Annotated in this window: 15 protein-coding genes; 10 read left to right on the forward strand and 5 right to left on the reverse strand. The window is 55.4% G+C overall.

Features of this window, described 5'->3' with window-relative positions; all coding sequences use genetic code 11:
- Positions 1-22 precede the first annotated feature (22 nt).
- The 9 genes from murC to mutT all read left to right on the forward strand — a co-directional run bounded on the left by murC (position 23) and on the right by mutT (position 10,704).
- A complete protein-coding gene (gene murC / locus FNY10_RS18270) occupies positions 23-1,498 on the forward strand; it encodes a UDP-N-acetylmuramate--L-alanine ligase (protein WP_100682561.1) in 1,476 nt (491 codons plus the stop codon).
- Positions 1,491-2,411 (forward strand): D-alanine--D-alanine ligase, encoded by a 921-nt coding sequence (locus FNY10_RS18275; RefSeq protein ID WP_141965324.1) that lies wholly within the window; start codon positions 1,491-1,493, stop codon positions 2,409-2,411. The genes murC and FNY10_RS18275 overlap by 8 nt, the downstream gene beginning before the upstream one ends.
- A 1-nt stretch (position 2,412) precedes the next feature.
- A complete protein-coding gene (ftsQ, locus tag FNY10_RS18280; protein ID WP_004857878.1) occupies positions 2,413-3,246 on the forward strand; it encodes a cell division protein FtsQ in 834 nt (277 codons plus the stop codon).
- A complete protein-coding gene (gene ftsA, locus FNY10_RS18285) occupies positions 3,243-4,505 on the forward strand; it encodes a cell division protein FtsA (RefSeq protein WP_004857881.1) in 1,263 nt (420 codons plus the stop codon). The genes ftsQ and ftsA overlap by 4 nt, the downstream gene beginning before the upstream one ends.
- Before the next feature lie 62 nt (positions 4,506-4,567).
- Positions 4,568-5,719, forward strand: a complete 1,152-nt coding sequence (ftsZ, locus tag FNY10_RS18290) for a cell division protein FtsZ (RefSeq protein WP_004857884.1) — start codon at positions 4,568-4,570, stop codon at positions 5,717-5,719.
- A 100-nt stretch (positions 5,720-5,819) separates the two neighbouring features.
- Positions 5,820-6,737: a UDP-3-O-acyl-N-acetylglucosamine deacetylase gene (lpxC, locus tag FNY10_RS18295; protein WP_100682559.1), complete on the forward strand. Its 918-nt coding sequence runs from the start codon at positions 5,820-5,822 to the stop codon at positions 6,735-6,737.
- Positions 6,738-6,989: 252 nt separating this feature from the next.
- Positions 6,990-7,484: a secA translation cis-regulator SecM gene (gene secM, locus FNY10_RS18300; RefSeq protein ID WP_100682558.1), complete on the forward strand. Its 495-nt coding sequence runs from the start codon at positions 6,990-6,992 to the stop codon at positions 7,482-7,484.
- A 59-nt stretch (positions 7,485-7,543) separates the two neighbouring features.
- The gene (gene secA, locus FNY10_RS18305; protein ID WP_100682557.1) at positions 7,544-10,249 is read left to right on the forward strand and encodes a preprotein translocase subunit SecA; all 2,706 of its coding nucleotides are present in this window, start codon (positions 7,544-7,546) and stop codon (positions 10,247-10,249) included.
- Positions 10,250-10,308: 59 nt separating this feature from the next.
- Positions 10,309-10,704 (forward strand): 8-oxo-dGTP diphosphatase MutT, encoded by a 396-nt coding sequence (gene mutT, locus FNY10_RS18310; RefSeq protein ID WP_131049237.1) that lies wholly within the window; start codon positions 10,309-10,311, stop codon positions 10,702-10,704.
- Between the two features lie 48 nt (positions 10,705-10,752).
- Here the strand turns inward: mutT and yacG are convergent, their stop codons facing one another.
- Genes yacG through coaE form a run of 3 tightly spaced genes read right to left on the reverse strand, consistent with a single transcriptional unit; the run spans position 10,753 to position 12,323 of the window.
- Positions 10,753-10,950 (reverse strand): DNA gyrase inhibitor YacG, encoded by a 198-nt coding sequence (yacG, locus tag FNY10_RS18315; protein WP_100682555.1) that lies wholly within the window; start codon positions 10,948-10,950, stop codon positions 10,753-10,755.
- A 9-nt stretch (positions 10,951-10,959) separates the two neighbouring features.
- Complete coding sequence (gene zapD, locus FNY10_RS18320; RefSeq protein WP_100682554.1) at positions 10,960-11,703, reverse strand: cell division protein ZapD; 744 nt, start codon at positions 11,701-11,703, stop codon at positions 10,960-10,962.
- Positions 11,703-12,323, reverse strand: coding sequence for a dephospho-CoA kinase (gene coaE / locus FNY10_RS18325; RefSeq protein ID WP_131049238.1), 621 nt, complete (start codon positions 12,321-12,323; stop codon positions 11,703-11,705). The genes zapD and coaE overlap by 1 nt, the downstream gene beginning before the upstream one ends.
- A 344-nt stretch (positions 12,324-12,667) precedes the next feature.
- On the opposite strand from coaE, the gene FNY10_RS18330 reads away from it, so the two are divergent.
- Entirely contained in the window at positions 12,668-13,711 is a 1,044-nt protein-coding gene (locus FNY10_RS18330) for a GMP reductase (protein WP_100682552.1), read from the forward strand.
- Between the two features lie 31 nt (positions 13,712-13,742).
- Here FNY10_RS18330 and hofC read toward each other — a convergent pair whose 3' ends face one another.
- Positions 13,743-14,948 carry a protein transport protein HofC gene (gene hofC, locus FNY10_RS18335; protein WP_131049240.1) on the reverse strand — a complete coding sequence of 402 codons (1,206 nt, stop codon included), beginning with the start codon at positions 14,946-14,948 and terminating at the stop codon, positions 13,743-13,745.
- Positions 14,938-16,323, reverse strand: coding sequence for a type II secretion system protein GspE (gene gspE, locus FNY10_RS18340; RefSeq protein WP_131049241.1), 1,386 nt, complete (start codon positions 16,321-16,323; stop codon positions 14,938-14,940). Before gspE ends, hofC begins: the two co-directional genes overlap by 11 nt.
- Position 16,324: the final 1 nt, after the last annotated feature.

Genomic DNA, 16,324 nt, shown 5'->3' on the forward strand with positions numbered 1-16,324 from the left:
AAAGAAGTTGATGGCGTAAAGAATGAATACACAAGATCTGGCGAAACTGCGTTCCATAGTGCCCGAGATGCGTCGCGTCCGGCATATTCACTTTGTTGGCATCGGTGGTGCCGGTATGGGCGGTATTGCCGAAGTTCTGGCTAATGAAGGCTACCAGATTAGCGGTTCCGACCTGGCGCCGAATCCGGTTACGCAACAACTGTCGCAACTTGGCGCCACGATCTATTTCAATCATCGCCCGGAAAACGTTCGCGATGCGAGCGTGGTTGTCGTTTCCAGCGCAATCTCTGCGGAAAACCCGGAGATTGTTGCCGCGCATGAAGCGCGTATTCCGGTCATTCGCCGCGCGGAAATGCTGGCGGAGCTGATGCGTTTTCGTCATGGCATTGCGATTGCCGGTACCCACGGCAAAACCACGACCACGGCGATGGTCTCCAGTATTTATGCGGAAGCCGGTCTTGATCCCACTTTCGTCAACGGTGGGCTGGTTAAAGCGGCAGGCGTTCACGCCCGCCTCGGCCATAGCCGCTATCTGATTGCGGAAGCCGATGAGAGCGATGCGTCGTTCCTGCATCTGCAGCCGATGGTCGCGATTGTGACCAATATTGAAGCCGATCACATGGATACCTATCATGGCGACTTCGAAAACCTGAAGCAGACGTTTATTAACTTCCTGCACAACCTGCCGTTCTACGGACGCGCGGTGATGTGCGTGGATGACCCGGTGATTCGTGAACTGCTGCCGCGCGTGGGCCGTCAGATAACCACCTACGGTTTTAGCGAAGATGCCGACGTGCGCGTTGAGGATTATCGTCAGGTCGGCGCCCAGGGCCACTTCCGTCTGATTCGTCAGGATAAAGAGGTGCTGCAGGTGACCCTGAATGCGCCCGGTCGTCATAATGCGCTGAACGCGGCGGCGGCGGTTGCGGTGGCGACGGAAGAGGGAATTGAGGACAGCGCGATCCTGCGGGCGCTGGAAAGTTTTCAGGGAACCGGCCGTCGCTTTGATTTTCTCGGTGAATATCCGCTGGCTGAGGTCAATGGCAAAAGCGGCAGCGCGATGCTGATCGATGACTATGGCCATCATCCGACAGAAGTCGATGCCACGATCAAAGCGGCACGCGCCGGCTGGCCGGATAAAAATCTGGTGATGTTGTTCCAGCCGCACCGTTTTACGCGTACGCGTGATCTGTATGACGATTTCGCTAACGTACTGACTCAGGTTGATGCGCTGCTGATGCTGGACGTCTATTCCGCTGGTGAAGCGCCGATTCCTGGCGCCGACAGCCGTTCGCTGTGCCGTACGATTCGTGGTCGTGGCAAGGTGGATCCGATTCTGCTTTCCGATCCGGCGCAGGCCGCTCAGATGCTGGCATCGGTGCTGACCGGCAATGACCTGATTCTGGTGCAGGGCGCGGGAAACATCGGAAAAATCGCCCGTCACCTGGCTGAAATCAAGCTCGTGCCGCAAAAAGCGGAGGGGGAGCGCCATGGCTGATAAAATCGCGGTTCTTTTCGGTGGTACCTCTGCTGAGCGCGAAGTGTCGCTCAATTCAGGGGCTGCGGTACTGGCAGGCCTGCGTGAAGCTGGTGTGGATGCGCACCCTGTCGATCCGCGCGACGTGGATGTTACCCGGCTGAAAGCGCTGGGCTTTAAGAAAGCGTTTATTGCGTTGCATGGTCGCGGTGGGGAAGATGGAACGTTGCAGGGGCTGCTGGAGCTGATTCAGTTGCCCTACACCGGCAGCGGCGTGATGGCGTCGGCGATTTCCATGGACAAAGTTCGCAGCAAATTGTTGTGGCAGGGCGCGGGTTTACCGGTCGCGCCATGGGTGGCGCTGACGCGGGCGCAGTTCAATGCTGGCCTGTCTGTTGAGGTTGAACAGCAGATTGCCGCACTGGGTCTGCCATTAATTGTTAAACCGGCTTGCGAAGGTTCGAGCGTCGGGATGTCGAAAGTCAGCGAAAGTTGTGCATTACATGATGCATTGACGCTGGCTTTTCAGCATGATGAAGATGTTCTGATTGAGAAATGGCTTAGTGGGCCTGAATTCACCGTCGCTATCGTCGGTGAAGAAATTTTACCGTCAATTCGTATCCAGGTGGCTGGAACCTTCTATGATTATGAGGCGAAGTATCTCTCTGATGAGACGCAATATTTCTGCCCTGGTTGTGAAGATCCCGCCCGTGAGTCAGAAATTCAGGCCCTGGTAGTTAAAGCCTGGAATGTTCTCGGCTGTAAAGGCTGGGGACGTATTGACGTGATGCTGGACAGCGATGGCCAGTTTTATTTGCTGGAAGCCAATACTTCCCCTGGCATGACCAGCCACAGCCTGGTGCCGATGGCGGCGCGTCAGGCGGGGATGAGCTTCTCGCAGCTTGTTGTTCGAATTCTGGACCTGGCGGGGTGATATGTCGCAGGCTGCGCTGAATACGCGGAACCACGAAGAAGAGGAAGCCTCTTCTTCGCGTCGCAGTAATGGAACTCGTCTGGCCGGGATTGTCTTCCTGCTGACGGTGCTATGTACCGTGTTGGTCAGCGGGTGGATGGTTCTGGGCTGGATGGAGGATGCACAGCGCTTACCTCTGTCCAGGATGGTGGTAACCGGCGAGCGTCACTACACGCGCAACGATGATATCCGCCAGGCGATTCTGGCGCTGGGTTCGCCGGGGACCTTTATGACTCAGGATGTCAACATCATCCAGAGTCAGATTGAGCGTCTGCCGTGGATTAAGCAGGCGAGCGTCAGAAAGCAGTGGCCGGACGAATTGAAGATTCATCTGGTTGAATATGTGCCGATTGCGCGTTGGAATGATCAACATATGGTCGATGTAGAAGGTAATTCCTTCAGCGTCCCGGCGGATCGCACCAATAAGCAGAATTTACCGATGTTGTATGGCCCGGAAGGCAGTGAGAACGAAGTGTTGCAGGGGTATCGTGACATGGGGCAGGTGCTGGCAAAGGATAAGTTCACGTTGAAAGTGGCGGCGATGACCGCACGTCGCTCCTGGCAGTTGACGCTGAATAACGATATTAAGCTCAACCTTGGCCGAGGCGATACCATGAAACGGCTTCAGCGCTTTATGGAACTCTACCCGGTTCTACAGCAGCAAGCGCAGACCGACGGCAAACGGATAAGCTACGTTGATTTGCGTTATGACTCGGGCGCGGCGGTAGGCTGGGTACCAGCTCCCGCAGAGGAAACTAATCAACAACAGAATCAGGCACAGGCAGAACAACAATGATCAAGGCGACGGACAGAAAACTGGTAGTTGGACTGGAGATTGGCACCGCGAAGGTTGCCGCTTTAGTAGGGGAAGTTCTGCCCGACGGCGTGGTCAATATCATTGGCGTGGGCAGTTGCCCATCGCGTGGTATGGATAAAGGCGGGGTTAACGACCTGGAATCCGTGGTGAAATGCGTTCAGCGCGCCATTGATCAGGCCGAACTGATGGCGGATTGCCAGATTTCGTCAGTGTATCTGGCGCTTTCAGGTAAACATATTAGCTGTCAAAATGAAATTGGTATGGTGCCGATTTCAGAAGAAGAAGTCACGCTGGACGACGTTGAGAACGTGGTGCATACCGCGAAATCGGTCCGCGTGCGCGATGAGCATCGTGTCCTGCACGTTATCCCGCAGGAATATGCGATCGACTACCAGGAAGGGATCAAAAACCCGGTGGGCCTGTCCGGCGTACGTATGCAGGCAAAAGTCCATCTGATTACCTGCCATAACGATATGGCGAAAAATATTGTTAAAGCGGTGGAACGTTGCGGTCTGAAAGTGGACCAACTCATTTTTGCCGGTTTAGCGGCCAGTTATTCCGTGTTGACGGAAGATGAACGTGAGCTGGGTGTCTGCGTTGTGGACATCGGCGGTGGTACAATGGATATCGCCGTCTATACCGGCGGTGCGCTGCGTCATACCAAAGTGATCCCCTATGCGGGCAACGTGGTCACCAGCGACATCGCCTACGCTTTCGGAACGCCGCCGAGCGATGCCGAAGCGATTAAAGTTCGCCATGGTTGCGCGCTGGGTTCCATTGTCGGTAAAGACGAGAATGTCGAAGTACCGAGCGTCGGCGGGCGTCCGCCGCGTAGTCTGCAGCGCCAGACGCTGGCAGAGGTGATTGAGCCGCGTTATACCGAGCTGCTCAACCTGGTGAATGAAGAGATCCTGCAACTGCAAGAGCAGCTGCGCCAGCAAGGGGTGAAGCACCATCTGGCTGCAGGGATTGTTTTAACGGGCGGCGCCGCGCAAATTGAAGGTCTTGCCGCCTGTGCTCAGCGCGTGTTCCATACGCAGGTTCGTATTGGCGCGCCGCTGAATATTACCGGTTTAACGGATTATGCCCAGGAGCCGTATTATTCGACGGCGGTTGGGTTGCTGCACTACGGGAAGGAATCTCATCTCAGTGGTGAAGCAGAAGTGGAAAAACGCGTAACTGCATCAGTTGGCTCGTGGATTAAGCGACTTAATAGCTGGCTGCGAAAAGAGTTTTAATTTTTTAAGTGAACGCAGAAAATTAGCGTTCTCAGGCGACAGGCACAAAACGGAGAGAAACTATGTTTGAACCTATGGAACTGACCAACGACGCGGTGATTAAAGTCATCGGCGTCGGTGGCGGCGGTGGCAATGCCGTCGAACACATGGTACGCGAGCGTATCGAAGGTGTGGAATTCTTTGCGGTGAACACCGACGCGCAGGCGCTGCGTAAAACGGCTGTTGGCCAGACAATTCAGATCGGTAGCGGGATTACCAAAGGTCTGGGTGCCGGTGCAAACCCGGAAGTCGGTCGCAATGCGGCTGATGAAGACCGTGAAGCGCTGCGTGCTGCTCTTGATGGCGCAGACATGGTGTTTATTGCCGCAGGTATGGGTGGCGGTACCGGCACCGGCGCCGCGCCAGTCGTCGCTGAAGTAGCGAAAGATCTGGGCATCCTGACCGTGGCGGTGGTCACTAAGCCGTTTAATTTTGAAGGCAAGAAGCGCATGGCGTTCGCCGAGCAGGGGATCACTGAGCTGTCCAAGCACGTGGACTCGCTGATCACTATTCCGAACGATAAGCTGCTGAAAGTTCTCGGCCGCGGCATCTCTCTGCTGGATGCTTTCGGAGCAGCAAACGATGTGCTGAAAGGCGCAGTACAGGGTATCGCCGAACTGATTACCCGTCCGGGTCTGATGAACGTCGACTTTGCGGATGTGCGTACCGTGATGTCCGAAATGGGCTATGCGATGATGGGCTCCGGCGTAGCGAGCGGTGAAGACCGTGCGGAAGAAGCGGCTGAAATGGCCATCTCTTCTCCGCTGCTGGAAGATATCGATCTGTCCGGCGCGCGCGGCGTTCTGGTCAACATTACGGCTGGCTTCGATCTGCGTCTGGATGAGTTCGAAACCGTCGGTAACACTATCCGTGCTTTCGCTTCGGATAATGCGACCGTGGTTATCGGTACGTCCCTTGACCCGGATATGAACGACGAACTGCGTGTGACCGTTGTGGCCACCGGTATCGGTATGGACAAGCGTCCGGAAATTACCCTGGTGACCAACAAACAGGTTCAGCAGCCGGTTATGGATCGCTACCAGCAGCACGGTATGGCTCCGTTAACGCAAGAGCAGAAACCGGTTGCGAAAGTGGTGAACGACAACACGCCGCAAACTGCGAAAGAGCCGGATTATCTGGATATCCCAGCGTTCCTGCGTAAGCAAGCCGATTAAGAATTGGCTGGAAGTTGGGCATCAGCGCTCTTTGTGCTAAACTGCCCTCCCGAATGTATTGTACACTTCGGTTGGATAGGTAACTTGGCGAGATTATACGATGATCAAACAAAGGACTCTTAAACGTATCGTTCAGGCGACTGGCGTCGGTTTGCATACCGGCAAGAAAGTCACCCTGACGTTACGCCCTGCGCCGGCAAATACCGGGGTCATCTATCGTCGCACCGACTTGAATCCACCGGTTGATTTTCCGGCTGATGCCAAATCTGTGCGTGATACCATGCTCTGTACTTGCCTGGTGAACGAGCATGACGTGCGGATTTCAACGGTCGAGCACCTGAATGCCGCACTGGCGGGCCTTGGCATTGACAACATCGTTGTTGAAGTCGATGCGCCGGAAATTCCAATTATGGATGGTAGCGCTGCGCCGTTCGTTTATCTGCTGCTGGACGCCGGCATCGATGAGCTGAACTGTGCCAAGAAATTTGTCCGTATCAAAGAGACCGTTCGGGTCGAAGATGGCGACAAATGGGCTGAATTCAAGCCGTTCAATGGTTTTTCGTTGGATTTTACCATCGATTTTAACCACCCGGCGATTGATGCAAGCAGCCAGCGCTATGCGATGAACTTCTCTGCCGATGCATTCATGCGCCAGATTAGTCGCGCTCGTACTTTTGGTTTTATGCGTGATATCGAATATCTGCAGTCCCGCGGCCTGTGCCTGGGCGGCAGCTTCGATTGTGCCATCGTTGTTGACGATTATCGCGTATTGAACGAAGACGGTCTGCGCTTTGAAGATGAGTTTGTCCGTCACAAAATGCTGGATGCGATTGGTGACCTGTTTATGTGTGGTCACAATATCATCGGTGCATTCACGGCGTTCAAGTCAGGTCACGCGTTGAATAACAAACTGCTGCAGGCTGTTCTGGCAAAACAGGAAGCCTGGGAGTATGTGACTTTCGAAGACGAAGCAGAAATGCCGCTGGCATTCCGCGCACCGTCAATGGTTATGGCATAAGCCTGACCATTCAGTAAAACAGACTGGTAACCTGGTACTCTCTCCGACCAGGGGGCCAGTCTTTTTTCTTTTTTTGCCTCCCTCTGCCGTTTCTGCCCTGATTCTGCGGCGCTGTTCATTGTTCGTTCGCTGATTTATTGAACGTTTTTGCCTTGCCGCAACCGTCATTCCTGCTGCTGTCGTGCAGTATTAATGGTAGTATTTGGGCGCAAAAAATATTTCCTCGGGTTGCTTCAACTAAAGGTAACGTACGTGAGTGGATTGCTGACGCGCTGGCGACAGTTTGGCAGACGGTATTTCTGGCCGCATCTCCTGTTGGGGATGGTCGCGGCTGGCTTTGGCCTGCCCGCGCTAAGCAACAGCCACGAAACGGCTTCGCCGACCAAAACCACGGCCAGCAACCACAGCCCGAATAAAGTCAATTTCTCCCAGCTGGCGCTGCTGGACGCCAGCCGTCGACCTAACTTTACCGTCGATTACTGGCATCAGCATGCTATCCGCACGGTCATCCGCCATCTCTCATTTGCGATGGCACCGCAAGCGTTGCCGGTTGCCGAAGCGTCTTCGCCATTCCAGGCGCAGCATCTGGCTTTACTTGACACGCTCAGCGCCCTGCTGACGCAGGAGAGCAAACCGCCGGTGATTGTTCGCCAGGCGGCTTACACCCCGTCCCATTCTGCATTTTCTGTCTCGGCCTGGATTAGCCAGGTGGCAGGGATTCGCGCAGGACCTCAACGCCTCAGCTGAACTAAAAACGGATGATTCTTTTTTGTGACTCCGCATCGCGGGGCGTTTGAGATTTTATTATGCTAATCAAATTATTAACTAAAGTTTTCGGTAGTCGTAACGATCGTACTCTGCGCCGCATGCGCAAAACCGTTGGCCTCATCAATGCCATGGAACCGGAGATGGAAAAGCTCTCGGATGACGAGCTGAAAGGCAAGACCGCCGAGTTTCGCGCTCGTCTGGAAAAGGGCGAAAGCCTGGAGAGCCTGATCCCGGAAGCCTTTGCCGTGGTACGTGAAGCCAGTAAACGCGTATTCGGTATGCGTCACTTCGACGTCCAGCTGCTGGGCGGCATGGTGCTTAACCAGCGTTGCATCGCGGAAATGCGTACCGGTGAAGGTAAAACGTTGACCGCAACGCTGCCTGCGTACCTGAATGCGTTGTCCGGTAAAGGCGTTCACGTGGTCACCGTCAACGACTATCTGGCGCAGCGTGATGCTGAAAACAACCGTCCGCTGTTTGAGTTCCTCGGTATGACCGTCGGGATCAACATGTCCGGTTTACCGGCGCCTGCCAAACGTGAAGCGTATGGCGCGGATATTACCTACGGTACCAATAACGAATACGGCTTTGACTACCTGCGCGACAATATGGCGTTCAGCCCGGAAGAGCGCGTTCAGCGTAAACTGCACTATGCGCTGGTCGATGAGGTGGACTCCATCCTGATCGATGAAGCGCGTACTCCGCTGATCATTTCCGGTCCGGCGGAAGACAGCTCGGAAATGTACAAGCGCGTTAACAAGATAATCCCGCACCTGGTTCGTCAGGATAAAGAAGATTCCGACACCTTTACCGGTGAAGGCCACTTCTCCGTTGATGAAAAGGCGCGCCAGGTTAACCTGACCGAACGTGGTCTGGTGCTGATCGAAGAGCTGCTGGTGCAGGAAGGGATCATGGACGAAGGCGAATCGCTGTATTCGCCGTCGAATATTATGCTGATGCACCACGTGACGGCGGCGCTGCGCGCGCACGTGCTGTTCACCCGCGACGTTGACTATATCGTCAAAGATGGCGAAGTGATTATCGTTGATGAGCATACCGGTCGTACGATGCAAGGGCGTCGCTGGTCTGATGGTCTCCACCAGGCGGTTGAAGCGAAAGAGGGCGTGGATATCCAGAATGAAAACCAGACGCTGGCTTCCATCACCTTCCAGAACTATTTCCGTCTGTATGAGAAACTGGCGGGGATGACCGGTACGGCGGATACCGAAGCCTTTGAATTTAGCTCTATCTACAAGCTGGATACCGTCGTGGTACCAACTAACCGCCCGATGATCCGTAAAGATATGGCGGATCTGGTCTATATGACCGAAGCGGAGAAAATTCAGGCGATCATTGAAGATATCAAAGAGCGCACCGCCGCAGGCCAGCCGGTTCTGGTTGGTACCATTTCGATTGAAAAATCAGAAGTGGTTTCCCATGAGCTGGCCAAAGCCGGTATCAAGCACAACGTGCTGAACGCGAAGTTCCACGCCAGCGAAGCGGATATCGTTGCCCAGGCGGGTTACCCGTCAGCGGTAACCATCGCCACCAACATGGCCGGTCGTGGTACGGATATTATGCTCGGCGGGAGCTGGCAGGCCGAAGTCACCGCGCTGGAAGATCCGACGCCAGAGCAAATCGCACAAATTAAAGCCGACTGGCAGGTGCGTCACGATGCCGTTCTGGCGGCAGGCGGCCTGCATATTATCGGTACCGAGCGTCATGAATCCCGTCGTATCGACAACCAGCTGCGCGGCCGTTCCGGTCGTCAGGGGGATGCCGGTTCTTCCCGCTTCTACCTGTCGATGGAAGATGCTCTGATGCGTATCTTTGCCTCCGACCGTGTCTCCGGCATGATGCGCAAGCTGGGGATGAAACCAGGCGAAGCGATTGAGCACCCGTGGGTCACCAAGGCCATCGCTAACGCACAGCGTAAAGTCGAAAGCCGCAACTTTGATATTCGTAAGCAGCTGCTGGAATATGATGATGTTGCTAACGATCAGCGCCGGGCAATCTACAGTCAGCGTAACGAATTGCTGGACGTTTCTGATGTTAGCGAAACCATTAACAGCATCCGCGAAGATGTGTTCAAAGCGACCATCGATGCCCATATCCCGCCGCAGTCTCTGGAAGAGATGTGGGATGTTGAAGGTCTGCAGGAACGTCTGAAAAATGACTTCGACCTTGAGCTGCCGCTGAAAGAGTGGCTGGATAAAGAGCCGGAGCTGCATGAAGAGACGCTGCGTGAGCGTATTCTGCAGAGCGCTATTGAGACCTATCAGCGTAAAGAAGAAGTTGTGGGCGCCGAAATGATGCGTCATTTCGAGAAAGGCGTCATGCTGCAGACTCTGGACTCGCTGTGGAAAGAGCACCTCGCGGCGATGGACTACCTGCGTCAGGGCATTCACCTGCGCGGCTATGCGCAGAAAGATCCGAAGCAGGAGTACAAGCGTGAGTCCTTCTCCATGTTTGCCGCGATGCTGGAATCACTGAAGTATGAAGTGATCAGCACCCTGAGCAAGGTTCAGGTCCGCATGCCGGAAGAAGTTGAGGCAATGGAGCAGCAGCGCCGTGAGGAAGCTGAACGTCTGGCGCAGATGCAACAGCTTAGCCATCAGGATGACGACACTGCCGCCGCGGCTGCGCTGGCTGAGGAGACCGGCGAGCGTAAAGTGGGTCGTAACGATCCTTGCCCGTGTGGTTCCGGTAAAAAATATAAGCAGTGCCACGGCCGTCTGAGCTAAGCTCAGAGTATGAAAAATGAAGGCGCAGATATCTGCGCCTTTTTTATGGAATAATCACGATGAAACAACTGCAAATCTCCGTGGGTATTATCCGCAATCCGCAAGGGGAGATCTTTATCACCCAGCGGGCCGCCGATGCCCATATGGCCAATAAACTTGAGTTTCCCGGCGGTAAAATTGAAGCCGGAGAATCTGCGGAGCAGGCGCTGGTGCGTGAACTGCAGGAAGAGGTGGGGATTACGGTACGCTCATCCCGTCTGTTTGATACGCTGGAGTATCAGTTCCCGGACCGCCACATTACCCTGTGGTTCTGGCTGGTGGAAGAGTGGTCCGGCGAGCCGTGGGGGAAAGAAGGGCAGCCGGGTCAGTGGATTGCGCAACGAGCGTTAGATTCTGAGGCGTTTCCGCCGGCCAATGAACCCATTATTACGAAACTCGTACAGGCGGCTTCCTGAATCAGCGTTCCCCGGACAATGCGCGAAATTGCTTTGCCCGGGAACCGGTCACGGTTGTTGTTCCTCGCTCCAGCCATCGCTATCGGACAGATCGCTTGCGCTGGGAATACGTTTTTCTTCTGCAGCCCATTCACCCAGATCTATCAGCTGACAGCGTTTAGAGCAAAAGGGGCGAAACAGGCTCTGTGCATTCCAGACCACGGATTTACCGCAGGTGGGGCAATTGACGATCGTCTCTTCTGACATTTTTTCTCCTTAACAACAAGCCAGTTCGAAATCAAAACGCTCAGGTACCACCCCGAACTCGCTGTCCAGCGGCATGAAGCGGATAGCAAAACGACTCTTATGGCCGGAGATTTGTGGGTAGAGCTGGCTGGCAATGTCCAGTCGCAGACGAAGCAGGTCAGCATCTTCGCCATTGTCCTGATAAAAGCCGTTGAGGCTGGTCTGCTTACGGAAAGGGGCGGCATTACGAATCAGATCGAGGATAAGCACCAGAGATTGAGTCAGCGGCTCAAGGCTGGCTATCCAGACTCCGACCTGTTCATCGCGGTATGCCTGCGGCATGTGCAGCCAGATATGCAGCGTCGGCAAATCAAAACTGCAGCAGCCGCCGGGAATGCTCAGACGCTGGCGTACCAGCGCAATCAAACGGTCTTCGCGCAAGAACTGGCCGATGCGCGGCGCGGACATCAGCGTGCTGCCGCATTGCTTGAGCTGCTGGCGTAATACGTCAATACGCTCCCGATCGACGCCGGGAATATCTGCCCATGACTGCAGTTTACGCTGCTGGCGTTCCAGCTCTTTCAGCAGGTCCGTCCTGACCTCTCCACGTTCCAGTACATCTAAAAGATCGCCCGCGTTGCGGAAAAAATGGAGTGCATCGGCGTAGCTGGCGATTGTCGGATGAACGGACAATTGTTGAGTCAAAAATTCAATACGCAGCCAGGTGCGCATTTTCTCGTTGAGTGGATGTTCAAACAGAACGGGGGTGTGCATTACGATTTTTCCTGTGAGGCTGCCTGCGATGCCAGCATTAGATACTTTTCGTGCAGGCGGGCAACATCCGATGCGATAGCATCCGGAGGGCCCATGTTTTCAATGATATCATCCGCAACGGCAAGGCGCTGTTCGCGCGTCGCCTGGGCGGCAAGAATATGTTCTGCATGTTCGCGGCTGACCCGATCGCGAAGCACCGTACGCGCGATCTGCGTCTCTTTTGGAACATCAACGACCAGTACGCGATCGGCATTCGCGGCCAGACGGTTTTCGACCAGTAAGGGAACGACCCAGAGAAGATAAGGGGAGCTCGCGGCCAGCATCTGCCGGCGTGTTTCCTGCTGAATGAGCGGATGCAGTAGCGCGTTAAGCCAGGCTTTATCCTCGGGGTGAGCAAAGATTTTTTCACGCAGAGCGCGGCGGTTCAGCGTGCCGTCATCGTTGAGCATCTGCGAGCCAAAGTGAGTGGCGATGGCCTGAAGCGCGGTGGTGCCGGGTTCTACAACCTGGCGGGCGATAATGTCAGCGTCAATAACGTTAATCCCGAGCCGGGAAAATGCATCGGCCACGGTACTTTTGCCACTGCCAATGCCGCCTGTTAACGCTACCGTATACCTCATACGCTCCGATCCTGAACTGACCATATACACATTACTCTTCACAGGCGCCCGTTTTGCTGAGCACCACGACCGGGTGAACGCTATCCCATCAAGGTGACTGCCGGCCAGTAAACGGCCATCACAATATATACTGGATTGTTTTGTATATAAATCAAATGGTTAAAAATGATGCGCTGGACGTCGATTATCGTCAGCGCGCCATCTACTGTTCACCAGGTAAATTTATACGATTGTAGCGTAAAAAAAGTGAAAATCGCAGTCTTGCGCGGCCATGATTCGTGCGTATGATAACGTCACTGGAGTTGTGCTCTCACAATAATGCCATTAACCCCAGGAATTCGTTCATGCGTATCGAAGAAGATCTGAAGCTTGGTTTTAAAGACGTTCTTATCCGCCCAAAACGCTCTACTCTCAAAAGCCGTTCTGATGTTCAGCTGGAACGTGAATTCACTTTTAAACATTCTGGCCTGTCCTGGTCTGGCGTGCCGATCATTGCCGCTAACATGGATACTGTCGGGACGTTTGACATGGCGAAAGCGCTGGCCTCTTTCGGTATTCTGACCGCGGTTCACAAGCACTATACCGTTGAACAATGGCAGGGGTTTGTCCAGTCGGTGTCTGCAGATGTGCTGAAATACGTCATGGTGTCCACCGGGACCTCGGATGTTGATTTTGAAAAAACCCAGCAGATCCTTTCTCACAATCCGCAGCTTAGCTTCGTCTGCATCGATGTGGCGAATGGTTATTCTGAACACTTTGTTCAGTTCGTCGCTAAAGCGCGCGCAGCCTGGCCGCAGAAAACCATTATTGCCGGTAACGTCGTGACGGGTGAAATGTGCGAAGAGCTGATTCTGTCCGGCGCTGATATTGTGAAAGTGGGGATCGGTCCGGGCTCCGTATGTACTACTCGCGTGAAGACCGGCGTCGGTTATCCGCAGCTGTCTGCCGTTATCGAGTGTGCCGATGCGGCGCATGGCCTGGGTGGTCAGATCGTCAGCGACGGCGGTTGCACGATGCCTGGTGATGTGGCGAAAGCCTTCGGCGGCGGCGCAGATTTTGTCATGCTGGGGGGAATGCTGGCCGGCCATGAAGAGAGCGGCGGTACCGTCGTTGAAGAAAACGGCGAGAAATTCATGCTGTTCTACGGCATGAGCTCCGAATCCGCCATGACGCGCCACGTTGGCGGCGTTGCGCAGTATCGCGCCGCGGAAGGCAAAACCGTGAAGTTGCCTCTGCGCGGACCGGTGGAGAATACGGCTCGCGATATCCTCGGCGGCCTGCGTTCTGCCTGTACCTATGTGGGCGCTTCTCGCCTGAAAGAGCTGACCAAGCGTACGACCTTCATTCGCGTGCAGGAACAAGAGAACCGCGTGTTCAACAGCCTGTAATGCCAGATGCTGGCGCGTTGCGCGCCAGCGCTTATCCTCCCATTCCGCTAATGGCGTCACCCAGATGAAAGATGGGTAAATACATCGCCACCACCAGCACGCCGACAATCGTTCCTGTGACCAACAGCAGGGCTGGCTCCAGTAACGTTGCCAGGTTTTCTGCCTGATTATGCGTCTGCTCGCTATGATGACGGGCGAGATTTTCCAGCATCGTATCCAGCGATCCGGATGCTTCACCGGTACGGATGAGCTGCAGGCATAGCGTGGTAAAACCACCGCTTCGCTCAAGCGCCTGCCAGATGGGCGCTCCGTGGCTAATGTGCCGATGTACCTGCTGGATCCGCTGGCGCCATAGTGGGCAGTTCAGTGTTTCCTCGACGCTTTCCAGACCTTGCAGAAAGCTAATACCTGCACTTTGGGTGAGTGCGAGTACGGTAAAGATCTGGCTAAGCCGCTGTCCGCGTATCAGTTTTCCCACGACCGGAAGCGCGTGCAGCATTTTTTGCCGCCGTAGCAGCCACGGCGGACGGCGGGCGGCTATCAGGTTAAGGAGCGCGGGCAGCATAATCGGCAGAATCAGCATTGGCCAGCCATGGCTAAGGCTTTCGCTGGCGTGAATAATCAGGCGCGTCAGCAGCGGTAGCGGTGTGTTGAAGGTTTGGTAAATCGCCGCAAATTCCGGCAGGACGAAGCACAGCATCGCTACCACCACCGCCAGAGCGAGGCTCAGAATCACGACCGGGTAGCGCACCGCTTTCTTCACTTTATCCGCCAGCTGCTGCTGTTCCTGCTGCTGACGCGCCAGCTGAAGACAACAAAAATCCAGTTTACCGGTGAGTTCACCGGTACGGATCATTGCCAGACAGAGCGGGGCAAAGGCCTGAGGCCACTTTTCCAGCGCGGCAGAAAGCGAGACGCCTTGCGCCAGATCCTGAGCCAATGCGCGCAATAACGCCTGCCATTGCGCGCTTGGCTGCTGCTGCGCCAGTAGTTCGAGCCCTTCAGCTAAAGAAAGCCCGGCCTGAAGGAGCACGGCCAACTGGCGAACAACCTGACTGCCATAGCGCGGATGCCAGAGCGTGTTTTTGACCGCACAGCGGCGAATGGCCAGTGGCATAATGCGTTCATGCTGAAGCGCCTGGAATACTTCCAGTCGACCAGGGTTCCACTGTGTCCCCTGACAAATCTGGCCCTGCATATCCACGCCTTGCCAGCGCCAGAGACGGTTAGCGGTCATGAGGGATCCCCAGTACGCGGATGATTTCTTCAAGGTTAGTCAGCCCCTGCTCGACCGCCAGACAGCCGCTTTCAAACAGCGTCATCATGCCCGCTTCGCGTGCCAGAGATTCGATTTCCAGCGCGCTCAGGCCGCGGGCAATCGCTTGACGTAGCGGGGCATTCACCGGCAATAGCTCAAATAATGCCTGGCGACCATAGTAGCCGTGATAGCAGTGCTGGCAACCTACGGCCTGCCAGCGTGGGAGGGGCCGGGGCCACAAACGGTGCGGTATATCCGTCGCCTTTCCGGTTTCACGACGGCAGTGTACGCACAGTTTACGCACCAGGCGTTGAGCGATGACCAGCGACAGCGCAGAAGAGAGCATCCAACCGGCAACCCCCATTTGCTGTAGGCGAGTGAGAGTTTCACTGGTGGAGTTGGTGTGCAGTGTCGAGAGGACCAGATGTCCGGTTTGCGCCGCTTTAATCGCAATCTCTGCGGTTTCCGCATCGCGAATTTCCCCGACCATGACGATGTCAGGATCCTGGCGTAACAGCGCGCGCAGAACGTTTTGAAAAGTCAGCCCGGCACGGGGGTTGATTTGTGTCTGGTTCAGGCCGGCTATCGGCATCTCCAGCGGATCTTCCACGCTACAGATATTGACCGCATCGTGGTTCCTGGTTTGCAGCGCGCTATATAGCGTAACGGTTTTACCGCTACCGGTTGGGCCGGTAACCAGCAGCAGTCCCTGCGGCTGATCGAGGGCCGAGCGCAGCGCGATAAGCTGGTCTGACGACAGTCCCAGCGCCCCCAGATCCAGCGCCTGATCGACCTGATGCAGTAAACGCAGCACGATTTTCTCCCCGTGGCGACAGGGAAGGGTGGCAATACGGAAAGAGACCGGGCGACCGGCAAGGGGCAGGGTGAACTGACCATCCTGCGGCAGCCGATGCTCAGCGATGTCCAGGTTGCCGAGCACTTTAAGTCGTGCGGCAATCGGGGCTGCGCGTTCAGCGGGAAGGGGCGACAGCGCATGGAGTACGCCATCGACCCGCAGGCGAATGCGCAGGTGATTTTCTGCGGGTTCAAAATGAATATCGGAGGCCCGCTGGCGTAGCGCTTGCTCAAGGATCTGCTGAACCTGCCCGATAACATCGGCCGCGGTATCGCTGTGAGCAGGGAGCGGGGCGTGGGCCGCTCCCTGCTGCCGCTGATGCATCTGCTCCTGGCTCCAGCATTCGATATCGATCCGTTTCTGAGTGGCGAAACGCAGCGCCTCCATCAGTTCAGGCGCCGGAGCGTCGACAACTGCGATGGCGATGGTTTGCTCATCGCTGTTCAACAGCAGCGCCTGATAGCGCTGGCAAAGGGAGATTAACCGATCGGTTTTCATC

Origin of the sequence: Klebsiella sp. Lac1 (assembly GCF_009825425.1) — a bacterium.
Taxonomy (GTDB): domain Bacteria; phylum Pseudomonadota; class Gammaproteobacteria; order Enterobacterales; family Enterobacteriaceae; genus Klebsiella; species Klebsiella electrica.

Bases quoted from the DNA above. Each gene is read 5' to 3' on its own strand.
- secA (WP_100682557.1), top strand. From the start codon at position 7,544: ATGCTAATCAAATTATTAACTAAAGTTTTCGGTAGTCGTAACGATCGT.
- coaE (WP_131049238.1), bottom strand. From the start codon at position 12,323: ATGAGGTATACGGTAGCGTTAACAGGCGGCATTGGCAGTGGCAAAAGT.
- ftsQ (WP_004857878.1), top strand. From the start codon at position 2,413: ATGTCGCAGGCTGCGCTGAATACGCGGAACCACGAAGAAGAGGAAGCC.
- mutT (WP_131049237.1), top strand. From the start codon at position 10,309: ATGAAACAACTGCAAATCTCCGTGGGTATTATCCGCAATCCGCAAGGG.
- zapD (WP_100682554.1), bottom strand. From the start codon at position 11,703: ATGCACACCCCCGTTCTGTTTGAACATCCACTCAACGAGAAAATGCGC.
- ftsZ (WP_004857884.1), top strand. From the start codon at position 4,568: ATGTTTGAACCTATGGAACTGACCAACGACGCGGTGATTAAAGTCATC.
- FNY10_RS18330 (WP_100682552.1), top strand. From the start codon at position 12,668: ATGCGTATCGAAGAAGATCTGAAGCTTGGTTTTAAAGACGTTCTTATC.
- murC (WP_100682561.1), top strand. From the start codon at position 23: ATGAATACACAAGATCTGGCGAAACTGCGTTCCATAGTGCCCGAGATG.
- ftsA (WP_004857881.1), top strand. From the start codon at position 3,243: ATGATCAAGGCGACGGACAGAAAACTGGTAGTTGGACTGGAGATTGGC.
- FNY10_RS18275 (WP_141965324.1), top strand. From the start codon at position 1,491: ATGGCTGATAAAATCGCGGTTCTTTTCGGTGGTACCTCTGCTGAGCGC.
- gspE (WP_131049241.1), bottom strand. From the start codon at position 16,323: ATGAAAACCGATCGGTTAATCTCCCTTTGCCAGCGCTATCAGGCGCTG.
- yacG (WP_100682555.1), bottom strand. From the start codon at position 10,950: ATGTCAGAAGAGACGATCGTCAATTGCCCCACCTGCGGTAAATCCGTG.
- lpxC (WP_100682559.1), top strand. From the start codon at position 5,820: ATGATCAAACAAAGGACTCTTAAACGTATCGTTCAGGCGACTGGCGTC.
- hofC (WP_131049240.1), bottom strand. From the start codon at position 14,948: ATGACCGCTAACCGTCTCTGGCGCTGGCAAGGCGTGGATATGCAGGGC.